The sequence below is a fragment of the Bradyrhizobium sp. USDA 4501 genome (genome assembly GCF_054062115.1).
In genome coordinates, this window is record NZ_JBSSEX010000001.1 from 6,652,684 (window position 1) to 6,678,717 (window position 26,034).

A 26,034-nucleotide genomic window follows, 5' to 3' on the forward strand; every position below is an offset into this window, starting at 1 on the left:
GCCGTGATGACGGAGACATCAGCCAGAACGCCCGGTGTCTACGTCGGTCTCGACGATCTGATCGCGCTCGAATTCCGGGATCGCAGGGTTTCGTTCCTGCCGCGCCAGCCGGTGCATAGTCTGCTGTCGGGCCGGTTCGCCTCGCGCATGCGCGGCCGCGGGCTGAACTTCGAGGAGATCAGGGACTATCGCCCGGGTGACGATGTCCGCGAGATCGACTGGAAGGTCACGGCGCGGCTGCAGAAGCCGCATGTGCGCGTCTTCAACGAGGAGCGCGACCGTCAGGCTCTGCTCGTGGTCGATCAGCGGCTGTCGATGTTCTTCGGCAGCCGGCGCGCCATGAAGTCGGTCACCGCGGCCGAGACCGCCGCGATCGGCGCCTGGCGTGTGCTCGGCGTCGGCGACCGGATTGGCGCGATCGTGTTCAATGACAGCGATGTCGTCGAGCTGGCGGCGCGGCGCAGTCGCGCGACGGTGTTGCAGATATTGTCCACCATCGTCGCGCAGAACCAGGCGCTCGGCGTCGGCCGAGGCATCGTTCCGGCGTCAGGCATGCTCAACCGGGCGCTCGAACATGCCGAGCGGCGGACGATGCATGACGCAACCGTGATCCTGATCAGCGATTTCGATGGCGCCGATAGCGCGACGCGCCGGATGATCGGGGCGATCGCCCGGCATAACAACGTGGTCGCGGTGCTGGTCCACGATCCCTTGCAAAGCGATTTGCCGGCCTCGAGCCGGATGACCGTCACCGATGGCGAGCTGCAGATTCAGCTCGAAGTTGGTCGCGAGAGCGTCCGCAAGAGTATCGCGCAGGCGTCGCAGGAGCGGCTGCGCGGCGTATTCGCGTGGACGCGCGAGCTTGGCATTCCGGTGCTGCCGCTGAGCACAGCCGAGGAAACGGCGCCGCAAATCCGGCGTCTCCTGGGCGGGCTGCCGGCCCGGCACGGACGCGGTGGCGGTCACGCCCGAGCGGAGGCGGCTCTTGGCTGATCCCCAACCCGTCATTGTGGATCCCGTCGCGGGCCTGATCGATATCCCGCTGCCCCCGTCGGTGAGCCTGCTTCCGGCGACATGGGCGTCGCGGATCGTGATCGTGCTGGTTGCCGCAGGGGTCGCCGTCGCGGCGTGGCGCCTGCTGCGACATTTCCGCGCCAACCGCTATCGGCGCGCGGCGCTCGCGGAGCTTGACCGGCTGCTGCAGACACAAGGCGGCGTCCCGGAGGGAATGGCCGCGAGCCTCGCGCTGCTGGTGCGGCAGACCGCGCTCGATGCCTTTCCGCGCGAAACCATCGCGCCACTTGCCGGCGCGGGCTGGCTTGCGTTCCTCGACCGCAGCTATGGCGGGGACGAATTCTCGCAAGGCGCCGGACGGCTGGTCGCGACCGCGCCGTACGGGCGGACGACGGCGGATGCCGGCGATCTAACGGCGCTGCAGGATCTGGTGCGGCGCTGGATCAGGGGGCACCATGTTTGAGTTCACATGGCCCTGGATGCTCGCGCTCCTGCCGCTGCCGATCCTGGTGTGGTGGCTGTTGCCGCCGTATCGCGCGCGGCAGGCCTCGGTGATGGTGCCGTTCTTCGACCGCCTTGCGGCGGCAACCGGACAGACCCCGCAGCGCGGCGCCGTCGTGCTGCAACGGCGGCGCATCCAGATGGTGACGGCCGTATTGATCTGGGCGCTCGTCGTCGCGGCGCTGGCGCGGCCGCAATGGGTCGGTGATCCCGTCACGCGCGAGGTTTCGGCGCGCGATCTGATGCTCGCGATCGATATCTCCGGCTCGATGGACCAGCGCGACTTCCGCGGCAGCGATGGCGCGACGTTGACGCGGCTCGACGGCGTCAAGCGCGTGGTCGCGGATTTCATCGCGCATCGGCACGGCGACCGCGTCGCGCTGGTGCTGTTCGGCACCAGGCCCTATGTGCAAGTACCGTTCACGCAGGATCTGCAGACCGCGACCGCGCTGTTGGCGCAGACCGAGGTCGGCATGGCCGGACAGCAGACTGCGATCGGCGACACCATCGGGCTTGCGATCAAGACCTTCGAGGCCAGCAAGGCGCGCGAGAAGCTTCTCGTCCTGCTCACGGATGGCAACGACACGGCGAGCCGCGTCCCTCCGGAGCATGCCGCCGACATCGCGCACCAGAACGGCGTCGTGATCGACACGATCGGCGTCGGCGATCCGGCCGCGACCGGCGAGAACCGCGTCGATCTCGGCGTCCTGCGGTCGGTCGCCGCCACGACCGGCGGCCATTTCTACCGTGCCGAGGACGGTGCGCAGTTGCAGGCGATCTACGCGGACATCGACCGTCTCGCGCCGGCCAAGCTCGATACGCTGTCATGGCGGCCGAAGCAGCCGCTGTTCCAGTGGCCGCTCGGCGCCGCCGTGGTGCTGTCGCTGCTGCTGTGGCTCGGCCTGTCGCTGGAAAGCGGGCTGGGACGAAGGGGAGCGATCGGCCATGCATGACGCGGCCGCGATTCCCTTCCATCTGCTGCGGCCGCTGTGGCTGCTCGCGCTGATTCCCGTTGCTGCCGTCTTCGCATGGGTGCGGTGGCGGCAGAGCCCGCAGGCGCAATGGGGCGGGGTGATCGCGCCGCATCTGCTCAACCATCTCATCGTGCAGCCGGGGACGGGGCGTGGCGTCAGCCCGCTTTATCTGGTCGCCGCCGCGCTGTCGCTTGGCATCGTCGCGTTGTCGGGCCCGACCTGGCGGCGTGAGCTGCCGCCCTTCGTCGAGGACAAGGCGCCGCTGATGATCGCGCTGTCGCTCGACGCAACGATGGGGCAGAGCGACGTCGCGCCGACGCGGCTCGAACGCGCCAAGCAGAAGATCAGGGATCTGCTTGCGGCGCGCGCCGGCGCGCGCACGGGGCTGATCGCCTATGCGGGCACCGCGCATCTGGTGATGCCGCTGACCGACGATCGCGCCGTCATCGAACCCTTCCTCGCCGCGCTTGCCCCGGGCCTGATGCCGTCGCCCGGGAAGAACGCGGTCGCGGCGGTGGCGCTCGCCGCGGAGGCGCTCGCGACCGAAACAGTGCCCGGCACGATCCTGCTTGTCGCCGACGACGGCGGTGACGAGGAGGGAGCGGTTCGTCAGGCTGCCGGACGGAACGGCCTGGTCAAGCTGAGCGTCACGCCGAACAAGGGCGAAAGGTTCGGGCTCGGTTCGGACGTCGTCCAGGTCAGCATCGACGACGCCGACATCGCGGCGCTCGAGCGCCGGATCGAAACCCGCTATCAGGCCGCGCAGGGTGACGCGTTCGGTACGCAATGGCGCGATGAGGGCTTTTGGCTGCTGCTGCCGATTGCACTGCTCAGCCTGCTCTGGTTCCGGCGCGGCACGACGGTGGCCTGGGTTGTCGCCTTCGTCTGTCTGTCGCACGTGTCGTCCGCGAGGGCGGAGGAGTCGCGCCGTTTTGCCGACCTGTGGTTGACGCCGGATCAGCAAGGACGCATCGCCTTCGATCGCGGCGACTATACGACCGCGGCCAAGCGCTTCTCCGATCCGATGTGGCGCGGCATCGCCGCCTATCGGGCGTTCGACTTCCTGACGGCTGCGCAGGAATTCGCGCATGTCGAGACGCTCGAGGGACGCTTTGCGCTGGCTAACGCCCAGGCGCAGAACCACGCCTATGAGAAGGCGATCGCCGCCTATGACGAGGTTCTGAAGGTCGCGCCCGGCCATGTCGCCGCGAAGACCAACCGTGCCATCGTGGTGGCGGCGCTGAAGGCGAAAGAGGAGAAGCGGAAGAAGCAGGAGCAGGACGACAGTGCGCCGCCGGACGAGAAGGCCGACGAGATGCGGGTCGACCCGACCCAGAAGGGCGGCAAGCGGATCGAGGTGAAGCCGACGGATCTCACCACGGCCGGCGCCGCCGAAGCCTGGATGCGTCAGGTCCAGACCACGCCGGCTGACTTCCTCAAGCTGAAATTTGCGATCCAGGACGCGACGCGGCCGGCGGGGACGAAGCCATGAGGCACCCGCTCGCCGCCGTAGCCCTGATGATCGGACTGCTGATACCCTGCGCGGCGCTCGCCCAGCAAACCGCGCCGGAGCCGATCCTGCGGGTGACGATCGATCCGCCGCGCGTCGTGGTGGGGCAGGCGGCCACGCTGCGGATCGACGTGCTGGCGCCGAACTACATGACGGCGCCACCCGAGCTGCCCGACTTCCAGGTCCGCAATGCCGTGACCCGTCAGTTGCGGAGCATCAATGAAAACGAGCAGCGGGACGGCCTCACCTATGCCGGCGTCCGGTTCGAATTCGCCATCCATCCGCAGGAGCCGGGCAGCTACGCGATCGCCGGCCAGGCGATTACCATCAAATACGCCGCCGAGCCGCCGGCGACGCGCGAGGCCACACTCGCGCTGCCGCCGATCGCATTTGAGGCCTTCATCCCGGACGCGGCCTCCGCCCTGCAGCCGTTCCTGGCCGCGCGCAATCTGTCGATCGAGCAGACCGTCAACCGTTCGTCGGATCAGCTCAAGACCGGGGACGCCGTGACGCGGACCGTCACCGTCAAGGCCGAAGGCATTCCCGCGATGCTGCTGCCGCCGGTGAAGTTCACCGCGTTCGACGGACTCAAGCTCTATCCTGCGCAGCCGTCGCTCCAGGACAAGACCGACGGGCGCACCGATGTGCTGTCCTCGGCGCGCACCGACAGCGGCGTCTACATGCTCGAGAAGGCCGGCGACTATGTGCTGCCGCCGATCGACCTGCGCTGGTGGAACACCGGCGCGCAAAGCATCGATGTGGCGCATCTCGACCCGGTGACGCTGCACGTGGAGGCGAACCCCGCAGCCGGCGCTGCGTCCTCCGTCGGCACCTCCGGCCCGCGCCGGTCATGGGGCGCGCTGCGCGATGTCGTCGCCGACCACTGGCTGTCGATCGCGCTCGTGCTCCTGGCGCTTGCCGGGCTCGGCTGGCTGATGCCGCGGATGGTGCGGGCGATCGCGGCGCGTCTTCGCCGGCGTCGCGAGGCCTATCTCCGCTCGGAAGCGTTCGCCTTCAGCGAGCTGCGGCGCGCCGCGCGCCGTGGCGATGCCAAGGCGGTCTACTTCGCGCTGCTCGACTGGCTGCAGCGGTTCGAGCCGGTCGCGCCGCAGCATACGGTCGAGGCGTTCAAGGCCGTCGCCCATGATGCCGCGCTCGATGACGAGATCGGCGCGGTCGAGCGCGAGCTGTTCGCGCCGTCTGCCGGCGCGGTGCGCTGGTCACCGCACCGGCTGCTGCGCCACATCGGCGGTGCCCGGCGCAGCATACGACACGAGACGGCGCGCGCCGCAAGGCACAGGGCGCCGGGACAACTCAATCCGGTTGACGATCGTGTGCTGTCGCTCAACCGGCAGAGGAGGCCTGCGAGATGAGCCGCGATGTTGGTGCCTTTGCCGTCTCGAAGAGATTGCTGCTGATCGCGTTGATCGCCCTGCCGCTCAGCGCGCTGGCGCCGGCGCGCGCGCTGAGCCAGGTCGATCCCTTACCGTCCTGGAAAGACGGCGCGGCGAAATCGGCGATCGTCGATTTCGTCGCGCGCGTCACGACACAGGGCGGGCGAGACTTCGTGCCGCCGGCTGAGCGGATCGCGACGTTCGACAATGACGGCACGCTGTGGACCGAGCAGCCGTTCTACTTCCAGCTCGCCTTCGCGTTCGACCGCGTCAAGGCAATGGCGCCGGAGCATCCGGACTGGAAGACGCGGCAACCCTTCAAGGCGCTTATCGAGAAGGACAGCAAGGCGCTGGCCGCGAGCGGCGAGAAGGGCCTCCTGCAGATCGTGATGGCGACGCATGCCGGCATGACCACCGATGCGTTCGCAAGCTCGGTGCGCGACTGGCTCGCGACCGCCAGGCATCCGCGCTTCAACCGGCCGTATGACAGCCTGGTCTACCAGCCGATGCTGGAGCTGCTGGCCTATCTCAGGGCCAACGGCTTCAAGACCTTTGTCGTATCCGGCGGCGGCGTCGAATTCATGCGGCCGTGGATGGAGCGGGTCTACGGCATCCCGCCGGAGCAGGTGGTCGGCTCGTCCGGCGTGGTGAAATTCCAGATCGGCGCCGACGGCAAGCCCGTGCTGATGAAAGAAGCCAAGGTCGAGTTCATCGATGACGGCCCGGGCAAGCCGGTCGGCATCAACCGGTTCATCGGCCGCCGCCCGATCTTTGCGTTCGGCAACTCGGATGGCGACCTGCAAATGCTGCAATGGACCGTGGCGGGGTCGGGCGCGCGCTTCGCCGGCATCGTGCACCACACGGATGCGGTTCGTGAATATGCCTACGACCGGCAATCCAGGATCGGCAAGCTCGACAAGGCGCTGGATGCCGCCAGCGCGGGTGGCTGGACCGTGGTCGACATGAAGCAGGACTGGAAGGAGGTCTTTCCGCCCCTGACCGCGGCCGGCGCCGCGACGGAGGCGAAGCCATGAGCGGCTACGACATCTTCGCCTGGATCGTGCTCGTCATCCTGGTCGCGAGCGCGATCGGCGTGTTCTGCATCGCCGGCTGGCTGCCCGGGCACATCGCGAAATCGCGCAATCACCCCTATGCGCAGGCCGTGATGGTCGCCGGCTGGATCACCTTGATCTGCGGCTTTGCGCTGTGGCCGATCGCGTTCATCTGGGCCTATGTCGATGTGCCGGCGCCGCGCCGGGCGGGAGATGCGTGATGGGTGTCGCGATCTTCAACGTCTATCTGGTGCTGCTGTTCCTCTTGGTGCATTTCAAGATCGTGCGCTTCAACCTGTTCTGGAAGGCGTCTCCCTTCATCGTGCTGGTGTTGCTGCTGTTCGGCCTGCTGGTGCCGATGGGCTGGGGCGCGCCGCAGGGCTCGGCGCTGGTCGTGCGCAACGCAGTGTCGATCGTGCCTGACGTCGCGGGCGAGGTGACCGAGGTGCCCGTCGTCGCCAACGTGCCGCTGAAGGCCGGCGACGTCCTCTTCAAGATCGATCCGACGCCCTATGACGCGCAGGTCAAGGCGATCACGGCGCAGCTCAAGCTGTCGAAGACGCGGCTTGCGCAGATGACGACGCTTTACGAACGCGACGCCGGGCGCGGCTTCGACGTCGAGCAGCGGCAGTCCGAGGTCGATCAGCTCAGTGGCCAGCTCGAGGCCGCGCAGTGGAACAGCGACAAGACGGTGGTCCGCGCGCCGGCCGACGGCTACGTCACCAACCTCGCGCTGCGCAAGGGCGCGCGGGTCGCGAACCTGCCGCTGTCGCCGGTGATGGCGTTCATCGACACCTCGAACACAATCATCGGCGTCGAGATCAATCAGATCGATGCGCGCTACGTTGCGCCCGGGCAGGAGGTCGAGGTCACCTTCAAGTTTGCGCCCGGGCAGATCTACACGGGCAAGGTCGAAAGCGTGCTGCAGGCGGTCGCGACCGGCCAGGCCACGACTTCGGGCACCGCCGTTGCGCCGAAGGCGATCGAGGCGGTGCCGTTCGTCGTGCGCGTCAAGCTCGATGATGCCGCGTTCGCCAACCGTCTGCCGGCCGGCTCGACCGGAACGGCGGCGATCTACACCGACCATCTGAAGCCGACCCACGTCGTGCGCCGCGTGATCCTGCGGCAGCTCGCGATCGTCAATTATGTGAATCCGTTTTGAGTGATGGAGATTGTCATGAAGCCATTGATCGCCGGAGGACTTGCGCTGATGATGGCGACCGTATTGGCATATGCCCAAACGCCGTCCAGCGATGATCTGAATCGCCGCCTGATCGAACGCCGCGCTGTCGAGGCCGTGATCTGGGGCATTCCCGCGGTCAACACCGACCTGATGCGGCAGGAGATGCTGACCAGGACGCCGGGCAAGGTGGGGCAGGTGATCTATTGGGGGCGTCCGCTTGATTGGCACAACCAGACGCTGACGCCGAATCCGGACGCGCTGTACTTCATGACGTTCTTCGACACGCGGAATGGTCCGATCGTGCTCGATCTCCCGCCTAACGATACGAACGGATCGTTCAACGGCAATATCGTCACGGTCTGGCAGATGCCGCTCGAGGATGCCGGCCTGCTCGGCGTCGACAAGGGTGCCGGCGGCAAGTTCCTGATTCTGCCGCCGGGTTACAACGGCCCGAAGCCCGACGGCTACATCGCGCTGCAGTCCGACACGTTCGGCGGCTACATGCTTCTGCGCTCCAACCTCAAGAGCCACGGCGATGCCGACGTCCAGGCCGCGATCGCCTACGGCAAGCGCATGAAGGTCTATTCCCTGGCGCAGGCGGCCAGCCCGCCGGCGACGGTGTTCAGCGACGTGAAGGACACCGATTTCGATTCCACCATTCGCTACGACGCGGCTTTCTTCGAGCACCTGAATCGGATCATACAGGACGAGCCGTGGATCGACCGGGATCGGGTGATGATCGATAGCCTCAAGTCGATCGGCATCGAGAAGGGAAGGCCGTTCGCTCCGTCCGAGGCGATGAAGACGGTGCTTGCTTCGGCGGCGAAGGAGGCGGGTGCCTGGTTGGCGGCGAAATACGACGCCGGCCTGCCGCCGTTCTTCTCCGAGACCAGCCGCTGGACGTTCCCGGCGCCGCCGGACGTCGTCAAGGCCTACTCCGACGGGTTCGCCGATCCGAACGCATACCCGACCGACAGCCGCGCTCTCGCTTACAGCTACGCCTATATCGGCATCAAGCGCCTGGGCGCCGGTCAGTTCTATGCGATCTCGATCCGCGACAAGGCGGGCGATGCCTTCGACGGCAGCAAGACCTATCGCCTCAACGTTCCGGCCAATGTTCCGGTCGCACAATACTGGTCGGTGACCGCCTACGATCGCGCGACCCATGCGTTGATCAAGAACGTCGCTCGGGCCAGCCGGTCCTCGCAAATCCCCGACCTGAAGAAGAACCCGGATGGCTCAGTCGACATCTATATCGGGCCGGCGGCTCCGGCCGGACAGGAGACGAACTGGCTGCCGACCGACCCCGCGCGCAAGTTCGAACTGATGGCGCGCTTCTACGCGCCAAAGAAGGAATTTTTCGACAAGGTGTGGAAGCTGCCCGACGTCGAGCGGATCGCCATCACAACAGGCGGTTCAACGAAATGAAGCGCCGGAAATCAGTTATCGGTACAACAGGGAGTTGCGTGATGAAGGTCCGTCTCTTGCGCGCCACCGCCGCCATTGGGCTCGTTTGCGTTATCCCGGCGTCGGCGCAAACCCAAGCGCCTTACGCGTTCGAGCGCGGCTATCCGACGGCGGATACGACCAGGCGCGCACGCGATGACGCCGACTTCCAGCGGGCGATCACCGCCTATCGGTTCTGGTATCCGACCGTGTCGGTCGAAGGCATCTTCAACGGCAACCGTGAGGTCGGCATCAAGGACGGCGAGAAGATCGGCATCGCCGCCGCGGGCCCTCGTCAGGTCGGTTTCACGCTGAACTCTGATACGCCCTATGGCTCCGGCGTGATCGACGTGAGCAAGGGGCCGGTCGTCATCGAGATTCCGCCCGGACCTTATATCGGCCTCGTCAACGACCACAACCAGGGCTGGGTGCTTGATATGGGGTTGCCCGGGCCCGATGCCGGCAAGGGCGGCAAGCATCTTGTGCTGGCGCCGGACTACAAGGGTGCGGTGCCGGCCGGCTATCACGTGGCGCGCTCGAAATCCTACAAGAACCTGCTGGCGATCCGTGCGCTGCCGGTGGGCGGCGACGTCAACAAGGCGATGGATGCGTTGCGTGCGCTAAAAGTCCATCCGCTCGGCAGCAACCGCAATCTCGCAGTCGTCGATACGACCAAGGAGAAGCTGGACAGCTCCTCGTTGCGCTGGGAAGACAACGGTCAGTTCTGGCAGGTGCTCAAGCGGATTGTCGACGAGGAGCCGATCGTTCCGTCGTTCCTGCCGATGTATGGGCTGCTGTCCGAACTTGGCATCGAGAAGGGCAAGCCGTTCGCGCCCGACGCGCGCATGACCGACATCCTCGCGCGTGCGGCCAAGGCTGGGCGCGACCAGATGCTGGTGTCGGCCTTCGACAGCGCACGGCCCGATCGTATCAACTGGCCGGATCGCAAATGGGAGTGGGTCGGCCTGACGCCGGGCAGCGCGCAATTCGAGACGCCGGCCGGCATGGATCTCGAGGCGCGCGACCGCTGGTTCGCGCAGGCGATCGTCACCTCGCCGGCGATGTTCCGCCGGACCGCCGGCGCTGGCTCGCTCTACTGGATGAGCGTGCGCGACGCTACCGGCGCCTTCCTCGACGGCGGCAAGAACTACACATTGTCGTTGCCGCAGCCGGTGCCCGGCAAACTGTTCTGGTCGGTCACCGTCTATGACACGGCGACGCGATCGCAGGTGCAGACCGATCAGGATCGTGGCGCGCTGCGCTCGATGTTCGAGCTGAAGGACATCAAGGGCAGCGCACCGGCGCAGCTCTATTTCGGCCCTGACGCGCCCACAGGCCACGAGGCGCACTGGATCAAGACACAACCCGGCAAGGGTTGGTTCGCCTATATTCGCATCTATGGGCCGGAAGCAGCGGCCTTCGACAAGAGCTGGAAGCCGGGCGACTTCACCGAGGTGAAGGCTGCCACGGTCGGGAGCATGAAATGATGCTGCGGAATTTCCTCTTTGGTGGTGTCCTTTGCCTCGTGGGCCAAAGTGCATCGCTCGCGCAATCGCCGGTACCTGTCACGGTCGACAATTTTGCCCGCGCCGAGTCCGATCTCTATCTGGGCAATCTCGCCAAGGGGGTCGGCCTCGGAAAGCTCAACCATCGCCGCGAGCCGGCCAGCATCGACAACCAGACCGTCATCCGGCTCAACCGCGATACGCTCTATACATCAGGGGTGTTCGACCTCGACGCCGGGCCGGTGACGATCACGATGCCGGACCCTGGCAAGCGCTATATGGCACTGCAGGTGATCAGCGAGGATCATTATGTGCCCGCGGTCTATTACGGTGCCGGCAAGCGCACGCTGACGCGCGACAACGTCGGCACGCGCTACGCGGTGGTCGGAATTCGGACGCTCGTCAATCCAAACGATCCGAAGGATCTCGAACAGGTCCACGCGCTGCAGGATGCCATCAAGGTTAGCCAGAAAGGCACCGGCAAGCTCGAACTTCCGAACTGGGACCCCGCCAGCCAGAAAGCCATTCGCGAAGCGCTGCTTGCGCTCAATGATTACACCGGAGGCTTTGCGCATGCTTTCGGACCCAAGGGGCACGTCGATCCTGTCAGGCATCTGATCGGCACGGCCGCCGGCTGGGGCGGCAATCCCGACAAGGACGCCACCTATCTGAGCATCACGCCTACGAAGAATGATGGCACGACGGTCTACAAGCTGACCGTCCGCGACGTCCCGGTCGACGGCTTCTGGTCGATCAGCGTCTACAACGCCAAGGGATATTTCGAGAAGAATTCCTACGACGCCTACACGCTGAACAATATCACCGGCGCGAAGGGCCCCGACGGCTCCGTCGCGGTCCAATTCGGCGGCTGCGACGGCAAGATCCCGAACTGCCTGCCGACCATGAAGGGCTGGAATTACACGGTCCGGCTCTACCGGCCGCGGGCGGAAATCCTGAACGGCAAATGGAAGTTCCCGGAGGCGCAGGCGGTCAACTGAAGCGCGCGCGAATCCGCTACGATGGCCTGAACGAAGTGGGGAGATCAGGATGAGGATGGTCAAGAATCACAGGTGCGCCGCACTGGGCATAGCTGGCGCACTCGCACTGTCGGCAGCGCCGCGCGCGGCGTTGGCCGATTCCGGCGGGGTCAGCTTCTGGCTGCCCGGCGCGTTCGCAAGCCTGACCGCCGCACCGGCCATGCCCGGCTGGGCGTATGAGACGATCTACATTCACCTCGACCAAAGCGCCAACGCGGGCAAGAATTTCGTGATCGGCAACCGGGTGCCCGGATCGGTCGTCGCTGGTCTCAACGCGCATGCAGACGTTCTCGTGGAAGGATTTACCTACACCTGGGCTCAGTCCGTGCTCGGGGGCCAGGCCGCCGTAACCTTCCTTGCCGCGCCGGGAAATGTCGGCGTCGGTGTCGACGCGACACTGACGGGGCCGCGGGGCAATACGGTCTCGGGCGTCGCAACCGACAACCGCAACACGGTCTCCGATGTCTTCTACCAGGGCACGCTGAAATGGAATCAGGGTGTCAACAACGAGATGGTCTACATCTTCGGCAACATCCCGAGCGGGACCTATGACAGCAGTCGCCTCGCCAATCTCAGCTTCGGATTCACTGCGATCGATGTCGGCGGCGCCTATACCTATCTCAATCCTGAATCCGGCCAGGAGTTCTCGGTGCTGGCGGGCGTCACCTACAATGGAATGAACAAGGATCTGCAGTACCAGAACGGCATCGACTTCCACGTCGACTGGGGACTTTCGAAGTTCGTCGCCAAGAATGTGCATGTCGGTGTCGCCGGCTACTATTTCCAGCAACTCACCGGCGACAGCGGTGCCGGCGCGAAGCTCGGTGATTTCAAGGGACGCGTCGCGGGCATCGGCCCGCAGGTCGGATTCATCTTTCCGGTGGCCGACGGCTATCAGGGCTATCTGAACCTTCGTGGCTACAAGGATTTCGCCGCAGAGAACCGGCCGGAAGGGTGGACGGCGTGGGTGACGTTCCAGCTCTCGCCGGCCGCGCCGGCTACTACACCGACGAAGCCGATCGTGCGCAAATATTAGCGGAGGCGAACGACGAGCTCGATGAGTGATGCGCGCGAGACCGGCCGGGGGCCGGTTCGTATCGGCTTCCGCACCTCGATCATCACGGTGGTCATCGCCGCGGTGCTGGTGGTCGGACTGACGCTGGTCTATCTCAGTTTCAGGCGGGTCTCGTCGATCACGCAGATGGCCGCGAGCACCTTCATCGACAAGGTGGGGCAAATCGGCGCCGATCGCATCGACGCGCAGTTCAAGAATGTGCGCGACAACCTCGAGATCCTGGCAGGAATTCCGGCCATCCAGGAGGCCGACGTCGCCGACAATGTCAGGCTCTACGCCCTGCTGGCCTCGATGCTGCGCAACAATCCGCAGATCTTCAACCTCTATGTCGGGTACGAAGACGGCTCCTTTCTTGAGATGGACGTCATCGATCGCGCCAAGCCGCAATTCCGCACGGCGCTGAATGTCGCCGCCGACGCCGTCTACCGCGTCGTCGTCATTGCCCGCTCCGGCGCGGCCGCCGCGGCGCCGGTGACGCTGTTCCTGTCCGAAAACCTGACCAAGGTCGCCGAGGTGGCGGGGCCGCATAGCTACGACCCGCGGCGGCGTCCCTGGTATGTCGATGCCTTAAAGGATCGCAAGACGCTGCTCACCGGGCCTTATGTGTTCTACGCGACCGGGGAGCCCGGCTACACGCTGCGCACGCCGCTCAGGGAGGGCCGCCGCGGGGTGGTGGCCGCCGACCTGCTGCTCAATCGCCTCGAGGAGATGCTGAGCCGGCAAAAGCTCGGAAAATCCGGGCTGGCCTTCCTGTTCAACGACGCCGACCGCATCGTCGGCCATCCCGAGATGCGCGAGCTGATGACGGAACGCAGCGACGCACTGCCCCGGATCGACGTCCTCAAGCTTCCCGGCCTGTCCGCGGCGATCCAGTCCTGGCGCAGCGACGGGCTCGCCCAGCAGTTCTTCACCGACGCCGACGGACGGACCCTTGTCGCGGCCTTTCACCGCATCGAGACGGCCGGTGCGGCCAACATCCACCTCGCGGTGGTCGCCCCGCTCGACGAGTTTTTCGCCAAGATCATCTCGGAGCGGCGCGCGCTGTTCGCCATCGCGCTCGGCTTTGTGATCGCGATGCTCCCTTTCGCGTTCTGGCTCGGCTCGCTGCTCGCCCGGTCGCTGCGTGAGCTGGCGCGGCAGACCGACGAGATCCAGCGCTTTCAGCTCGCCGACCGGCCGCGGATGCAATCGGCCATCGACGAGATCGATGAACTGGGCCGCTCGGTGTTTACGATGCGCACCGTCGTACGCAACTTCTCAAGCTTCATTCCTCAGCCGATCGTCCGTCAGCTGATGCAGTCCGGAGCCTCGCTGCAGCTCGGCGGTATCAGGCGCGAGGTCACGGTTCTCTTCACTGACGTCGCCGACTTCACCGCGAAGACCGAGAAGGCGGACCCCTCGCAAGTCATGATCTTCACCTCGCGTTATTTCGCCGCGATGTCGGAGGCGATCATGAAACACCATGGCACCATCGACAAGTTCATCGGCGACGCCGTGATGGCACTGTGGAACGCGCCGGACGAGGATCCCGATCACGTCGTTCATGCCTGCGAGGCCGTGCTGGACTGCGTTCACCGCAATGCCGAGCTCAACCGGGCTTTCCGCAGCGAAGGCTGGCCGGCCTATGGCACGCGGTTCGGCCTGCATCTCGGCGATGCCGTGGTCGGCAATGTCGGCTCCGCCGCCCGCATGAGCTACACCGCGCTCGGCGCCACCATCAATCTGGCCTCGCGTCTCGAAGGCCTCAACAAGAACTACGGCACGCAGGTCCTGGTGAGTGCAGCCGTGAAGGCGCGTGCCGAACACAGATTCGCGTTCCGCAGCGTCGACCAGATCCGGCCGAAGGGCTTTGCCGACGCGATCACGGTCTACGAGCTGTGCGGCGAACGCGGCGATTCGGAGCTGACGTTCTGCGCGCGCTGGGAAGCCGTCTACAGTTCGATCCGGTACGCGGAGCCCGCCGCGGCGGCGCTGCGCATTGCCGATTTCCTGGTCGAGTACCCCTGGGATTGTGTCGCGCAGTACCATGCCGAACGGCTGCGCAACGCGGTTCAGCAACCGTTGTTTGATCTACCGGTGCCCTGAGATGCAGGGAGAGGAATTAGATCCGACCCTCGATCTTCCAGGGCCGCTTCGGTCGTCGATCGAGATTGCGCGATCGCCGATGCGATCGTTTCGGCCGCCCCCGCAACAGGGGCGCGTAACGCCGGTGGCTAGGCGGCCATCAGTTGCTGAAGCGCAACAGCCTGCTCACGGGTCTGGAATGCGATGGCGGTGTGGGTAAAGCCCGACGATGCCTGGGTCTGCGCGATGTGATTGAGGACCTCGTTGCCCTTGACCACGTGAAGATCCATTCCCTGGCCGGCCGGGAAAATCCCCAGAACGACGTCGTAGGCCTCGATGATGGCCTTCAAGGCGCCACCCTTGTCTTCCGACGCGTCGATAAAGATACGAACATCCGCGGCGATACTACGAAGTTCGTCAAAGTCGATCACTGGAAGTCTCCCATACGCAACTCACTGATCGATCCTAGCTACAACTTGCTTACTGAAACATAAATTACGCGGGGTTCCTCACCGGACAAGTGTCGCTAGGCGCCGGTCGGCGGCCTCCGTTTCGCAATGCGTTTGACCGGCGCATGGGCCGGCACGGCGTTCGAGGTCTGGTCGGCCATGTGGGGGATGCGGTGCTCGATATGCGCCACGACCCGGAAGAAGCTCTCCAGCGCCTTGGCGTCGAGACCGGCCGTGAGGTTGCTGTGCCGGCGCAGGATTTCATCCAGACTGCGGTCGAGCAGCGCCACGCCCTGCGATGTCAGCCGGATCTCGGTCCGGTTCCGGGCGCTGCCTCGCACCGGCGTCAGCTCGATCAGGCCCTTTTTCTTCAGCGAGGCCGTCTCGCGGCTGACGACGGCCTTGTCCAGTTGCGCATTGGTCCAGATGTCGTAGGCGCTTGCCGGTTCATGCTCCCTGAGAAAGGACAGCACCCGCCATTCCGCGAGCGATACGCCGTAGGCTTGCGGGAAGAAGGCATTGGCATTGGCGCGCAACTTCGCGACCAGGCTGGACAGCACCGTGGGCACGTAACGTTCGAAATCGATCACCAGCTCCGAGCCCGTGTTCCCTTGCGCGGCGCGGCGCGGGTCAGGGGCTCTGTTGCGGTTTGCGCCAGTCCGGCTCTTCATTCTTTCACGAGTTGAGTGCGCGCGATCAGGACCAACGCCGCCGCGACCAGGAGAACGCCTGTTACCACGAGGAATCCGGTGGTGAAACTGCCCGAGGCGTCCTTGGCGCGTCCGATCACGATCGGGATGGTGGCGCCTCCGATGCTGCCGATGGTGCTGACCAGGCCGATCGCGCCCGGCGCGCTCTGCCGCGACATGTAGGACTGGGGAATAGTCCAGAACACGGCCTGCGTACCATAGACACCGACATTGGCAACCATGAATCCGATGATGATCCAGACCGGCGATGTTGAAAAGGCCGCCATCGCGAAGCCGGCCGCTGCGATCACGAAGGTCATGGCCGCATAATAGAAGCGCTCACCGACATGGTCGGAGTGCCGCGACAACGCGATCATGCCGATCAGGCCGGCGACGGGCGGGATCGCGGTCACGAAACCGACCTGTGAATTCGGCAGCCCGAACGACTTGATGATTTGCGGCAGCCAGGGAAACAGCGAAGCCAGGCCGCAGAACAGGCCGAAATTGCACAGGCCGAACAGCAGCACCATCGGCTTGGTGATGGTCCTGAGCACGCCTTCGGCATGCACCACCCCGGTCGCCTTGGCGTCGCGCTCCAGCGCGCTGGTCAGCCAGTTGCGCTGCGCCGTCGACAGCCAGCTCGCCTGCTGCGGGCGGTCGGTCAGATAGAAGATGCCGACGATCCCGAGAATGACGGGCGGCAGGCCTTCGAGGATGAACAGCCATTTCCAACCCGAGATGCCGAACACCCCGTTCAGCTCGAGGATCGCGCCGGAGATCAGCGAGGCGAAGATATAGGAGATCGGCACCGCATAGTTGAACATCGCGTTGTAGCGGGCGCGGTAGCTGAATGGAAACCAGAGGCTCAGCAGCAGCATCACCCCGGGAAACAGGCCGGACTCGGCAAATCCGAGGAAGCCGCGGAATGCATAGAGGCTGAGCGGGCCCTGCGTGAATGCCATCAGCATCGTGGCGATGCCCCACAGGATCGCGATCCGCGTCAGCGTGACGCGCGCGCCGTATTTGCTGAGGATGAGATTGCTCGGGATCTCGAAGATGGAATAGGTGAAGTACATGATGCCGACCGCGATGCCGAACTTCTCGGCATTGAGCCCGAGCTCCTTGTTCATCTGCAGCGCGGCAAAGGAGATGTTTCCGCGGTCGAGAATGGCGAGGAAATACATCGCCATGACGAACCACATCAGGCGCAGCGCGACCTTGCGGATTGTGGTGCGTTCGATCTGGGGATCGGCGGTCGTCATCGCCGCCTTGTCCATCACGACTTCGGTCATCCCTGTTTCCCCCGATTCTTGATTTTTGATGGTCGTCTTATGCGGGCAGGCAGACTTCGAGCCTGTCGCCCGCCACGCGGACCGGATAGGTCCGGATGTCGATCTCGACCGGGCTGGTCAGCGCCTCGCCGGTCCTGATGTCGAAGCGGCCCATATGCAGCGGGCATTCGATCTCGCAGCCGTCCAGAATGCCGTCGGACAGCAGCGCCTCCGCATGCGTGCAAATGTTGCTCGTGGCGTAGTACTCATTGCCGACGCGATAGAGCGCGATGTGGTGGCGGCCGATTTCGATGCCGTACGGCTCGCCTTCGTTCAGCGCGCTGAGTGCGGCCGCTTCGTGCCAGGTTCCCTGATCGTCCGTCATGTGCCCTCTCAAATGCTGTAGAAATCGAGCACGGTCGGGACGCGGTCGTTGACCAGCGTGATGACCTTGCGCGCGATCTTCCAGGTCTCGCCGTCACGCCGCAGCGTGTGCTCGTAGCGCCCGTGCCGCAGATGTTCCTTGGCCATGCGCGGGTCGTAGACGTGGACCGAGAACACCGAATGGCAGGTGATCTGATCGGCGCCGGTTTCCCACGCTTCCAGGTTCGAGATCTGGTGCACGGTGCGCGGCAGCGGCAGCGCGGTGATCGATTTGCGCGACTCGATGCGCGCGATCCGCTCTTCCAGTCCGCGCCGCGCATCGTGGTAGAGCAACGAGACCTGCGTGTCGGGATCATTGGTGGTGGTGTACTCGTCGAGCCAGGCCGGCACCCAATAGACGGCATCCTCGCTGTACATCGCGACCCAGTCGGCCCATTCGCCGGTGTCGAGCAGGCGGGCCTCGCGAAAGATGACCGCGGCTGCGACCGCGCGGGCATCGGTTTGCTTGATTGCGTCGGCCGCCATCACGCCGTCTCCCCGGCAGCGTGCTGCAGCAGCCTGCGCCACTCGCGATACCCGGGATGGAAATTCGTCTCGCCGCCGAAGCTGGTGGGGCCGAACGACCATTCGGAAGGGGTGATGCCGAGCTCGCGCGTGTGCGCGCTCTCGCCGTGGCCGACCTCCGCGATGCCGCGCAGATAACCTTGCGTGGGCGCGGCGGTCGTCGCGTCATAGCCGGTCTGGCAGAATTCGTACATGACGTTGTCGTCCGAGCTTGCCAGCCCGGAGGCATTGAAGAAGTCTTCGTAGTTGCGAATGCGAAGCGTGCGCGCCGCGGCACTTTCGCCGACCGGAGCAAGGCAATGCGACACCATCTCGGTCTTGTCGGGTGCCAGCGGCCGCCAGGTTCGCACCTGCGCCGACAGGATGTCGATGACCTGCAGGTTCGGAAAAATCGTGAGGTTGCGCTGGCGCAGCATCCATTTGGCGCGGGTGCTGCCGACGCGCTGCCGCACCGCGTCGAGACGCGCCGGATCCATGCCGAGCGGCCGGCCATAGAGCTGCGTGCGCTTGATCGACCAGTTGACGGCGTGACCGTAATCGAAGCTGAAGCTGCCTTGCCCTTCCTGCTCGCCTTCCGGCTCCGCGGTGAATCCGGCATCCGGTCCGGCGCTTGCATTGCGCTTCTTCAGGATATCGACGTAGGAGCTGTGTGTGGTCGCGAAGTGATAGTAGTCGAGACCGTTCTCGAACTGCAGCTTCCAGTTTCCATCGAACGTGTAGGTGCTGGCGCCCGGCACGAATTCGACCTCACCGCTGTCGCTCTGATCGATGATGAGGTCGAGGAACGCGCGGGTGTCGCCGAGAAATTCCTCCAGCGGCGGAACGTCGGCGGAGAGGCTCGCGAACAGGAATCCGCGATACGAGCCCAGCCGCGCGACCGGAAGAAGGTCGTGATTGCTGTTCGAGAAGGACGGCGGATACTGCCCGCTCGCTTCCTCCGTCACGGAGATGTTGCGTCCGCCCGAGTCGTAGGCCCAGCCGTGATAGCGGCAGACATGGAATTTCTGCCGGCCCTGCTTGAACGGGCAGACGATCGTTCCGCGATGCCGGCAGGTGTTGAGGAAGGCGCCGACTTTGCCCTCAGTGCTCCGCATCACCAGAATGGGATGCCGGCCGATATGGGTGGTGACGAAATCGTTGGGACGAGCGACCTGGGATTCCAGGCCGATGAAATTCCACGTGGCTTCGAAGATATATCGCAGCTCGGCGTCGAACACGTCCGGATCGGTGAAGATCCGGCGATCGACTTCAAAGATGCGTTCGCCGGGGCGGTCGTCGATGAGCCGGGAAATCTCGCTCAGCCTTGCCGCATGGGTCTGCGAAGCAGCGTTCATAACGTCCTCCCTTCGACTAACCGCCGGCCGCGAAAAGTCGCCCGCAGAGCCGCTCACGGCTCGCGTCTTTTCACGGCGGGAACAGCCGGCTTGATCGCCAATCTTGGAATGACTCTATAGTTGTCATGACAACCATGGTCAAGACGGATTGGTCGATCGGAAGCTGCAGCCGGACGCAACGGATACGGCCCGTGCGTCGGGCAGCGATGAATGAGCAGACCGCTTGCGTGGAGCGGCGGGTTTAGCTCTTGCGCGCCGGCGCGGTCAGGATAATTCCCGCGTCGATCAGGGCGCGGCAGATTTTCTTCAGCGCCGCAATCGCTTCACGCGTGGCCCGGCTCACGGGTCGTCCGCGCGGCAGCGCCAGCACGCGTTCGGCGCGCATCCACGGCAACAGCGCCGCCGACAGCACGCCGGCAACCACCTCCTGGTGAATGCCGGAGAAGGGCAGCAGCGCGTAGCCGAGGCCAGATGCCACCATGCGTTTCATCGGTGTGCTGTTATCGACCCGCACCGCGCAGAGCATGGTCGACGGGAATGGGTTGCGGCTGAGCGGGGCCACCGCGGACGGCAAGGCGTCGAATTCCTTGCGGGTCAGCCGGCCGCGCTTCAGCAGCGGATCGCGCGACGGTCCGATCAGGAACACCTGCTCGACGACCAGCGTTTCATAGTCGAGATGGTCGTTGGGCGACGGCGTCGTCACGATCGCCAGATCGAGCTCACCGCGCAGCAGGCGTTCGGACGCGTTTTCGGTCAGGCCCTCGCTCAGTTCGAGTCGCACGCGTGGAAACTGCGTCACGAAGGCCTGGGCCAGCGGCGGGTAGAGGATATCGCCGAGGCTCGGCGGCGCGCCGATCCGCACCGTACCGCTGGGCTCGCGGTTTTCCGTGCGCACCTCGGCCTTGATGTCGTCGATTGTGCCGAGCAGCCAGCGCCCCCGCGCGAGCAGCACCTTGCCGGATTCCGTGACCGAGACACCGCGCGCGCCGCGTTCGAGCAAGGCGCCGCCCAATTCGTCCTCGAGTTCCTTGACGTGGCGGCTGAGTGCCGACTGGGCGACGTTCAGCGTGCTCGCTGCGGCGGCAAAGCCGCCACGCTCGGCGACGGCGACGAAATAGCGGATCTGCCGCAGGTCCATGACTGGCACTCCATCTCAAATCGAGATGGATACCATATCAAACATATTCTTGTGAGATACCAAAAAAATGGAGCAGTCTTCTCGCAACGATCAAACGGAGGAGAGACGAGGATGGGCATCGCCACCGATGAGGCACGCCAGACGTCTGTATTCATTGCCGGCGGCGGGCCGGTCGGCCTTGCGATGTCGCTGCTGCTCGATCGCTTCGGCATCGACTGCGTGGTGGTCGAGAAGAGCCCGACGACGACGGATCATCCCAAGTCGCGCGGCTGCTGGGTCCGCACCATGGAGATCTTCCGGCAATGGGGAATCGAGCAGGCGATCCGCGACCGCGGCCTGCAGGACAATTCCGACATGTTCGTGTTCCTCGACAGCATCGCGGGACACGAGTTCGGCCGCACCCGGCCCGAACCGAATGTCGGCCATACGCCCGCCTGGAAGAGCCTGGTCGCCCAGGACGCCGTCGAGGAGGAAATCCTGCGGGTGGTCGAAAAGTCCAAACACGCCACGGTGCTGTTCAACACGTCCTGTGAATCGTTCGAGGAGACCAACAGCGGCGTCAACGTCACGACACGTTGCGAAAAGACCGGCGAGGTGACGCGATGGATGGCGACTTACCTGATCGCCGCCGATGGCGCGGGCAGCCAGACGCGGCGCAGCGCCGGGATCGAGATGGTCGGGCCCTCGACGCTTGCGGTGATGTCGAACGAGTATTGGCGTGCCGATCTGTCGCGGCTGCCGATCGCGCGCGAGGCCGCCGGCTTCATCATCGTCCCGGACAAGCCCGACCTGCCGCGCGCCGGCATCCTGAACACCAATGGCCGGGATCGCTGGCTGACCGTGACGCAAATCGGCCTGACCAAGGACGATCGCGAGCGGCCTTGGACCGACCAGGAGTTCATCGAGATCGCGCGCGGCCATGTCGGCATTCCCGATCTCGATGTCACGCTTTTGAACTGCTCGATCTGGCGGGTCAGCATGCAGGTGGCCGAGACCTTTCGAAAGGGCCGGGTGTTTCTGGTCGGCGACTGCGCACACCGCTTTCCGCCGACCGGCGGTTTCGGCCTGAACTCCGGCGTTCAGGACGCGCATAACCTCGCGTGGAAACTGGCCTTCGTGCTGAAGGGCTTTGCGAACGAAAAGCTGCTCGACAGCTATTCCAGCGAGCGACGTCCGATCGCGCAATCCAATGCCAATTTCAGCTACGGCAATCGGCTGAGATTCGGGCTGACCGACGACGCCGTGCGATCGCGCGATCCGGACCGGATCAGGTTCTGGATCAACGACATGGACAATCACCTGCACAGCATCGGGCAGAACCTCGGCCACAATTACGAGGAGGGCGCGGTGATCCCCGATGGCACCGTCGCGAAGGCCTTGAACTCCCGCTACTACACGCCGACGGATCGTCCCGGCGCGCGATTTCCGCATATGTGGCTCGAACCTTCGCGCAAGAAATCGACGCTCGACTGGTTCGACAAGCAGTTCACCGTCGTCACGGGGCCGCTCGGCGGCGAGTGGCTGGAGGCGGGGAAGCAGGTGTCGGAGAAGACCGCCTTGCCGCTGTCGCTGAAACAGTTGCCGTCGGCCGATCCGGCGGACGGATTCCAACTGGGCATGCGCGGCGCCGTGCTGGTGCGCCCCGATGGCCACGTGGCCTGGCGAATGCCGTGGCTGCCGTCGGATCCGGCGAAGGAATTGGCCGGCGCGCTTTCAACGCTGCTGCATTAGCGGGGACCCCGATGCAATCGTTCGAGTCCAACGGCATCGTCACGGCGTTTGAGAAAACCGGGCGCGGCGAGCCGATCGTGCTGCTGCATGGCGGCGAGGCCGATCATGCAATGTTCGACGGCCTTGCGCCTGTCCTTGCGGCGAACTTCACGGTGATCGCCTATGACCAGCGCGACTCCGGTGCCACCCGAAACCCTCCGTCGTCCTATTCGCTGGCCGATTTGGCCGACGACGCCGCGGCCTTGGTCGGAGGGCTCGGTTACGATCGTGCCCATGTCTTCGGAACCTCGCTGGGTGGGCAGATCGCGCAGGTGCTGGCGGCCCGTCATCCCGATCGCATCGACCGCCTGATCCTGAGCAGCACCTGGAAGGTCAACAGAAGTCCACTCGACGTCAATGCGGATGTGTTCCGCAAGCTCGCTTCCTGGCGCGCGGATACCATCGCCAATGCGTCGAAGATTTCCGAATTCTTCTTTCCGCCGGCATACCTGCGCACGAGGCCCGAGCTGATCGAGATCTTCCGCGGCTCGAGCCGCGACGAGGGACAGAAGGCGCGCCGCGCCGCCTTGCTTGCGCAGCCTGTCGCCGCCGATCTGACCGGCTTCGATCGCCCGACGCTCTTGCTGGCGGGCGGTGATGACCGGCTGATCCCGAATGTCGAAACATTTGCGCTCGCCCGCGATCTTGCGCGCGTCGAGACGAGGACCATCGCAGGCGTCGGCCATGTCGCGTCGATCCAGGCCCCCGAGCGGGTGGCGGAGGCGGTGACGGCATTTCTGAATTCAAACAAGAAGGCGGCTTGACAACAACAGGGGGAGACCATGGCGGAGCAAACGAGCGCAGTGCCGTTCGACGAAGCGCCGGTAACGACGCGCTATTGGCTATCGATCATCATCTTCGCCGTCACCGGCGTGGTCGATTTCTTCGATTTCTTTGTGGTCGGATTTCTGGTCTCGGTGCTGGCGCCGAAATGGCACCTGACGTTCGGGCAGACCTCGATCATGCTGATGAGCGCCGGCATGGGGGCGATGCTGGGGGCGTTCGTCGCGGGCGTCCTCGCGGATCGTTTCGGGCGCAAGCCGCTGGCGATATCCGGCGTTCTGCTCTGCGGCCTGACCTCGGGTGCGATCGCGTTCATTCCGGAAGACGGCTGGGTTGCGTTTGCGATCCTGCGCTTCTTCGTCGGCTTCGGCCTTGCCGCCGGCGCGGCGGCGGCGGTTCCTGCCATCGTCGAATTCGCACCGACCCGCCATCGCACGCTGGTCACGAGTCTCGTGGTCGTCCCGGTCGCCTTTGGCGTGCTGTCGGCATCGGTGACGGCGAGCTTCCTGCTGCCGCTGGTCGGCTGGCGCGGATTGGCGGCGGTCGGCTTCCTGCCGATCCTCCTCGGAATTCTGACCATGATCATCATGCCGGAATCGCCGCGCTGGCTCATCAGCAAGGGCCGCGTGCGCGAGGCGCAGGCGAGCATCCGGAAACTCTACCGGGTCGGTGGCGAGTCCTTCGTGCTGCCTGCGCTGCCGCCGGCGAGCCCGGCGACATTTGCCGATCTCTTTGCCGAGCAGCGGCGCTTCTGGCTGACGGTCCTGATCTGGTTCGGCGCCAGCACGGCGAATTACGGTGTGTTCCTGTGGGGGCCGACGATCGTGGCGCTTCTGCTCGGCGTCGCGCCCCAGGATGCGGCAAAGATGTTCATCTATGTCAGCCTCGCCGGCGTGCTCGGCCGAACCGGCTTCGCCTTCCTCGCCCATCGGATCGGCCGCAAGCCCTGTGGTCAGTTGATGGGCTACGGCACCGCGGCGTCGCTGGCGCTCGCCGCCTATTTTCACAACGACTTTGCCGGCTCGGTACCGTTGTTCCTGGTCTTCCTGATCGTCGGCGCCGTGTTCTTCGATGGCGGATTTTCGAACATCGGACCCTATCCGGCGGAAATCTTCCCGGTTCAGCTCTCGGGACGCGCAGTCGGCCTTGCCCAGCTCTCGAATGGGATCGGCAAGATCGTAGGTCCCCTGTGTCTCGCCTTGATCGCCGGCGCGGATAATCTCGTGCATCCAAGTGCGACCGCCGCGGCGGTGACGCCGGCGTTCTGCTTTCTTGCCGGCGCGGGCCTCCTGATCGGCCTTGCCTTTACGTTCCTCGGCGTCGAGCCGCACGGGCGCCCGGTGGTTCTGTTTGGCGAAAACGCGAGCGCGAGCGCCGCACCGAAATCGCTGGCCGCAAAACCGGCCGCGGGACAGTGAAAGACGAAAGGTCATACCATGGACAACGCTTTCGACACGATCGCAACGGCGGCGCCGTTCGATACTGCAAAGCTCGATCGGCTGATGGATGAAGCGGGGCTCGACGTCCTGATCGTCACCTCGCGTCACAATGTGCAGTATCTGCTCGGTGGATATCGCTTCTTCTTCTTCGACGTCATGGAGGCAATCGGCACCAGCCGCTATCTGCCGGTGTTCGTCTATCAGAAAGGACACCCGGAAAATTCCGCCTACATCGGCAACCGCATGGAAAAGTTCGAGCACGCGCTCGGACGGATATGGACGCCGATTGTCAAGGCGGAGGCGTGGGGAACGATCGATGCGATCGGCCTCGTCATCGATCATGTGAGGAAGCTCGCTGGCTCCGCCAGGCGCATCGGCATCGAGGCAGGCTTCCTGCCGGCCGATGCCAGGGATCATCTGCATGCCGGCCTTGGCGACGTCGAGTTCCGCGAGGTCCATTTCACGCTGGAACGTCTGCGTGCCGTAAAGTCTCCCGCCGAACTGGACCTCATCAGAGAGGCTTCCGAACGGGTCGTCGACGCGATGATGGCCACGTTCAGTGGCTGCGCACCGGGCATGACCAAGCACGACGTCGTCGCCCATCTGCGCCGCGAGGAGCAGGAGCGCGATCTGGTCTTCGAATATTGCCTGATTGCCGCGGGCAAGAGCCATAACCGCGCGCCTTCCAGCCAGCGTCTCGTGCAAGGCGACGTGATCTCGATCGATTCCGGCGGAAACTACCGGGGCTACATCGGTGACCTCAGCCGCATGGGCATCCTGGGTGAACCTGACAGCGAGCTGCGCGAGTTGCTACAGGAAATCGAGGACGTCCAGCAGTTGGCCCGGCGCGCGATCCGGCCGGGCGCCATGGGTGGCGACATCATCGCGGCGGGCGAGGCGGCCGTCAAAGCCTCGCCGCATCGCGCCGTGCTCGACTTCACCGCACACGGCATTGGGCTCGTCAGTCACGAAGCGCCGCGCCTGACCGCGAACGGCCCGGTTCCTTACGCGCCGTACGACGCCGACCGGCCGCTCGAACGCGGAATGGTGATCTCGATCGAGACCGCACTGCTGCATCCAACGCGCGGCTACATCAAGCTCGAGGACACGCTGATCGTCTCCGAATCGGGCTGGGAAGCGCCCGGTGACCATGGCAGGGGGTGGAATTCGGCCCGTCCCATGGCCTGAAGCGGTCAGTGCAGGGCGGTATTTTGGCTAAGCCACGGATTCAGCCGCAGCGCTGGAGGCGTTTGGCAATATTCGGAATACTAGAAATGTACCCCTGAGTTGCCCGACGTGTCAAGTGGCTCGGTCGAGTCTGGCCGCCGCCGGCTACTGTGCATGGGGTTGTTTTCGATATTTTGGCAGCGGCGGTCTTTGCTTCACGCCAGCCTCCCCTCATGCGATGCTTCGAACTGGATGCAGCGGCGGCTCCGTGCCGTCCGCTCGCCGGGTCGG

24 protein-coding genes are annotated in these 26,034 nt (G+C 65.0%); 17 read left to right on the top strand and 7 right to left on the bottom strand.

What is annotated here, in order from left to right; genetic code table 11:
- The first annotated feature begins 6 nt into the window (after positions 1–6).
- The 13 genes from ACVWZM_RS30620 to ACVWZM_RS30680 are packed head-to-tail and all read left to right on the top strand — an operon-like array spanning position 7 to position 14,776.
- Entirely contained in the window at positions 7–993 is a 987-nt protein-coding gene (locus ACVWZM_RS30620) for a DUF58 domain-containing protein (protein ID WP_057021076.1), read from the top strand.
- Positions 986–1,477 carry a DUF4381 domain-containing protein gene (locus ACVWZM_RS30625; protein WP_076823744.1) on the top strand — a complete coding sequence of 164 codons (492 nt, stop codon included), beginning with the start codon at positions 986–988 and terminating at the stop codon, positions 1,475–1,477. Before ACVWZM_RS30620 ends, ACVWZM_RS30625 begins: the two co-directional genes overlap by 8 nt.
- Complete coding sequence (locus ACVWZM_RS30630) at positions 1,470–2,468, top strand: vWA domain-containing protein (protein ID WP_076823747.1); 999 nt, start codon at positions 1,470–1,472, stop codon at positions 2,466–2,468. The genes ACVWZM_RS30625 and ACVWZM_RS30630 overlap by 8 nt, the downstream gene beginning before the upstream one ends.
- Complete coding sequence (locus ACVWZM_RS30635) at positions 2,461–3,981, top strand: VWA domain-containing protein (RefSeq protein ID WP_253589455.1); 1,521 nt, start codon at positions 2,461–2,463, stop codon at positions 3,979–3,981. The genes ACVWZM_RS30630 and ACVWZM_RS30635 overlap by 8 nt, the downstream gene beginning before the upstream one ends.
- Positions 3,978–5,372, top strand: a complete 1,395-nt coding sequence (locus tag ACVWZM_RS30640; protein ID WP_076823752.1) for a BatD family protein — start codon at positions 3,978–3,980, stop codon at positions 5,370–5,372. The genes ACVWZM_RS30635 and ACVWZM_RS30640 overlap by 4 nt, the downstream gene beginning before the upstream one ends.
- A complete protein-coding gene (locus ACVWZM_RS30645) occupies positions 5,369–6,427 on the top strand; it encodes an HAD family hydrolase (RefSeq protein ID WP_076823754.1) in 1,059 nt (352 codons plus the stop codon). Before ACVWZM_RS30640 ends, ACVWZM_RS30645 begins: the two co-directional genes overlap by 4 nt.
- The gene (locus ACVWZM_RS30650; protein ID WP_057021056.1) at positions 6,424–6,666 is read left to right on the top strand and encodes a DUF3302 domain-containing protein; all 243 of its coding nucleotides are present in this window, start codon (positions 6,424–6,426) and stop codon (positions 6,664–6,666) included. Before ACVWZM_RS30645 ends, ACVWZM_RS30650 begins: the two co-directional genes overlap by 4 nt.
- A complete protein-coding gene (locus ACVWZM_RS30655) occupies positions 6,666–7,607 on the top strand; it encodes an HlyD family secretion protein (protein ID WP_253589457.1) in 942 nt (313 codons plus the stop codon). Before ACVWZM_RS30650 ends, ACVWZM_RS30655 begins: the two co-directional genes overlap by 1 nt.
- Before the next feature lie 15 nt (positions 7,608–7,622).
- Complete coding sequence (locus ACVWZM_RS30660) at positions 7,623–9,056, top strand: DUF1254 domain-containing protein (RefSeq protein WP_456855506.1); 1,434 nt, start codon at positions 7,623–7,625, stop codon at positions 9,054–9,056.
- 41 nt (positions 9,057–9,097) lie between these two features.
- On the top strand, positions 9,098–10,561 hold the full coding sequence (locus ACVWZM_RS30665) for a DUF1254 domain-containing protein (protein ID WP_076823761.1): 1,464 nt from the start codon (positions 9,098–9,100) through the stop codon (positions 10,559–10,561).
- Positions 10,558–11,577, top strand: a complete 1,020-nt coding sequence (locus tag ACVWZM_RS30670) for a DUF1254 domain-containing protein (RefSeq protein WP_143270681.1) — start codon at positions 10,558–10,560, stop codon at positions 11,575–11,577. The genes ACVWZM_RS30665 and ACVWZM_RS30670 overlap by 4 nt, the downstream gene beginning before the upstream one ends.
- Positions 11,578–11,626: 49 nt before the next feature.
- Positions 11,627–12,652: a SphA family protein gene (locus ACVWZM_RS30675; RefSeq protein WP_141339636.1), complete on the top strand. Its 1,026-nt coding sequence runs from the start codon at positions 11,627–11,629 to the stop codon at positions 12,650–12,652.
- 21 nt (positions 12,653–12,673) lie between these two features.
- Positions 12,674–14,776, top strand: coding sequence for an adenylate/guanylate cyclase domain-containing protein (locus ACVWZM_RS30680; protein WP_076823766.1), 2,103 nt, complete (start codon positions 12,674–12,676; stop codon positions 14,774–14,776).
- Between the two features lie 128 nt (positions 14,777–14,904).
- On the opposite strand, the gene ACVWZM_RS30685 is transcribed toward ACVWZM_RS30680, so the two are convergent.
- The 7 genes from ACVWZM_RS30685 to ACVWZM_RS30715 form a co-directional block, all read right to left on the bottom strand.
- Complete coding sequence (locus ACVWZM_RS30685) at positions 14,905–15,186, bottom strand: hypothetical protein (RefSeq protein WP_057021052.1); 282 nt, start codon at positions 15,184–15,186, stop codon at positions 14,905–14,907.
- Between the two features lie 95 nt (positions 15,187–15,281).
- On the bottom strand, positions 15,282–15,794 hold the full coding sequence (locus ACVWZM_RS30690) for a MarR family winged helix-turn-helix transcriptional regulator (RefSeq protein WP_076823768.1): 513 nt from the start codon (positions 15,792–15,794) through the stop codon (positions 15,282–15,284).
- Between the two features lie 77 nt (positions 15,795–15,871).
- A complete protein-coding gene (locus ACVWZM_RS30695; RefSeq protein WP_057021050.1) occupies positions 15,872–17,185 on the bottom strand; it encodes an MFS transporter in 1,314 nt (437 codons plus the stop codon).
- 37 nt (positions 17,186–17,222) lie between these two features.
- Positions 17,223–17,549 (bottom strand): non-heme iron oxygenase ferredoxin subunit, encoded by a 327-nt coding sequence (locus ACVWZM_RS30700; RefSeq protein ID WP_076823771.1) that lies wholly within the window; start codon positions 17,547–17,549, stop codon positions 17,223–17,225.
- Positions 17,550–17,557: 8 nt separating this feature from the next.
- Positions 17,558–18,073 carry an aromatic-ring-hydroxylating dioxygenase subunit beta gene (locus tag ACVWZM_RS30705; RefSeq protein WP_076823774.1) on the bottom strand — a complete coding sequence of 172 codons (516 nt, stop codon included), beginning with the start codon at positions 18,071–18,073 and terminating at the stop codon, positions 17,558–17,560.
- Positions 18,073–19,446: an aromatic ring-hydroxylating oxygenase subunit alpha gene (locus ACVWZM_RS30710; RefSeq protein ID WP_076823778.1), complete on the bottom strand. Its 1,374-nt coding sequence runs from the start codon at positions 19,444–19,446 to the stop codon at positions 18,073–18,075. Before ACVWZM_RS30710 ends, ACVWZM_RS30705 begins: the two co-directional genes overlap by 1 nt.
- A gap of 241 nt (positions 19,447–19,687) precedes the next feature.
- Positions 19,688–20,584 carry a LysR family transcriptional regulator gene (locus tag ACVWZM_RS30715; protein ID WP_076823781.1) on the bottom strand — a complete coding sequence of 299 codons (897 nt, stop codon included), beginning with the start codon at positions 20,582–20,584 and terminating at the stop codon, positions 19,688–19,690.
- A 111-nt stretch (positions 20,585–20,695) separates the two neighbouring features.
- On the opposite strand from ACVWZM_RS30715, the gene ACVWZM_RS30720 reads away from it, so the two are divergent.
- From ACVWZM_RS30720 to ACVWZM_RS30735, 4 genes are read left to right on the top strand one after another with little or no spacing between them, the layout of a single operon-like run.
- Positions 20,696–22,315 carry an FAD-dependent monooxygenase gene (locus ACVWZM_RS30720; protein WP_076823783.1) on the top strand — a complete coding sequence of 540 codons (1,620 nt, stop codon included), beginning with the start codon at positions 20,696–20,698 and terminating at the stop codon, positions 22,313–22,315.
- A gap of 11 nt (positions 22,316–22,326) precedes the next feature.
- On the top strand, positions 22,327–23,118 hold the full coding sequence (locus ACVWZM_RS30725; protein ID WP_076823786.1) for an alpha/beta fold hydrolase: 792 nt from the start codon (positions 22,327–22,329) through the stop codon (positions 23,116–23,118).
- 18 nt (positions 23,119–23,136) lie between these two features.
- Positions 23,137–24,555, top strand: coding sequence for an MFS transporter (locus tag ACVWZM_RS30730; protein WP_076823789.1), 1,419 nt, complete (start codon positions 23,137–23,139; stop codon positions 24,553–24,555).
- An 18-nt stretch (positions 24,556–24,573) separates the two neighbouring features.
- Positions 24,574–25,764 (top strand): M24 family metallopeptidase, encoded by a 1,191-nt coding sequence (locus ACVWZM_RS30735; RefSeq protein WP_076823791.1) that lies wholly within the window; start codon positions 24,574–24,576, stop codon positions 25,762–25,764.
- Positions 25,765–26,034: the final 270 nt, after the last annotated feature.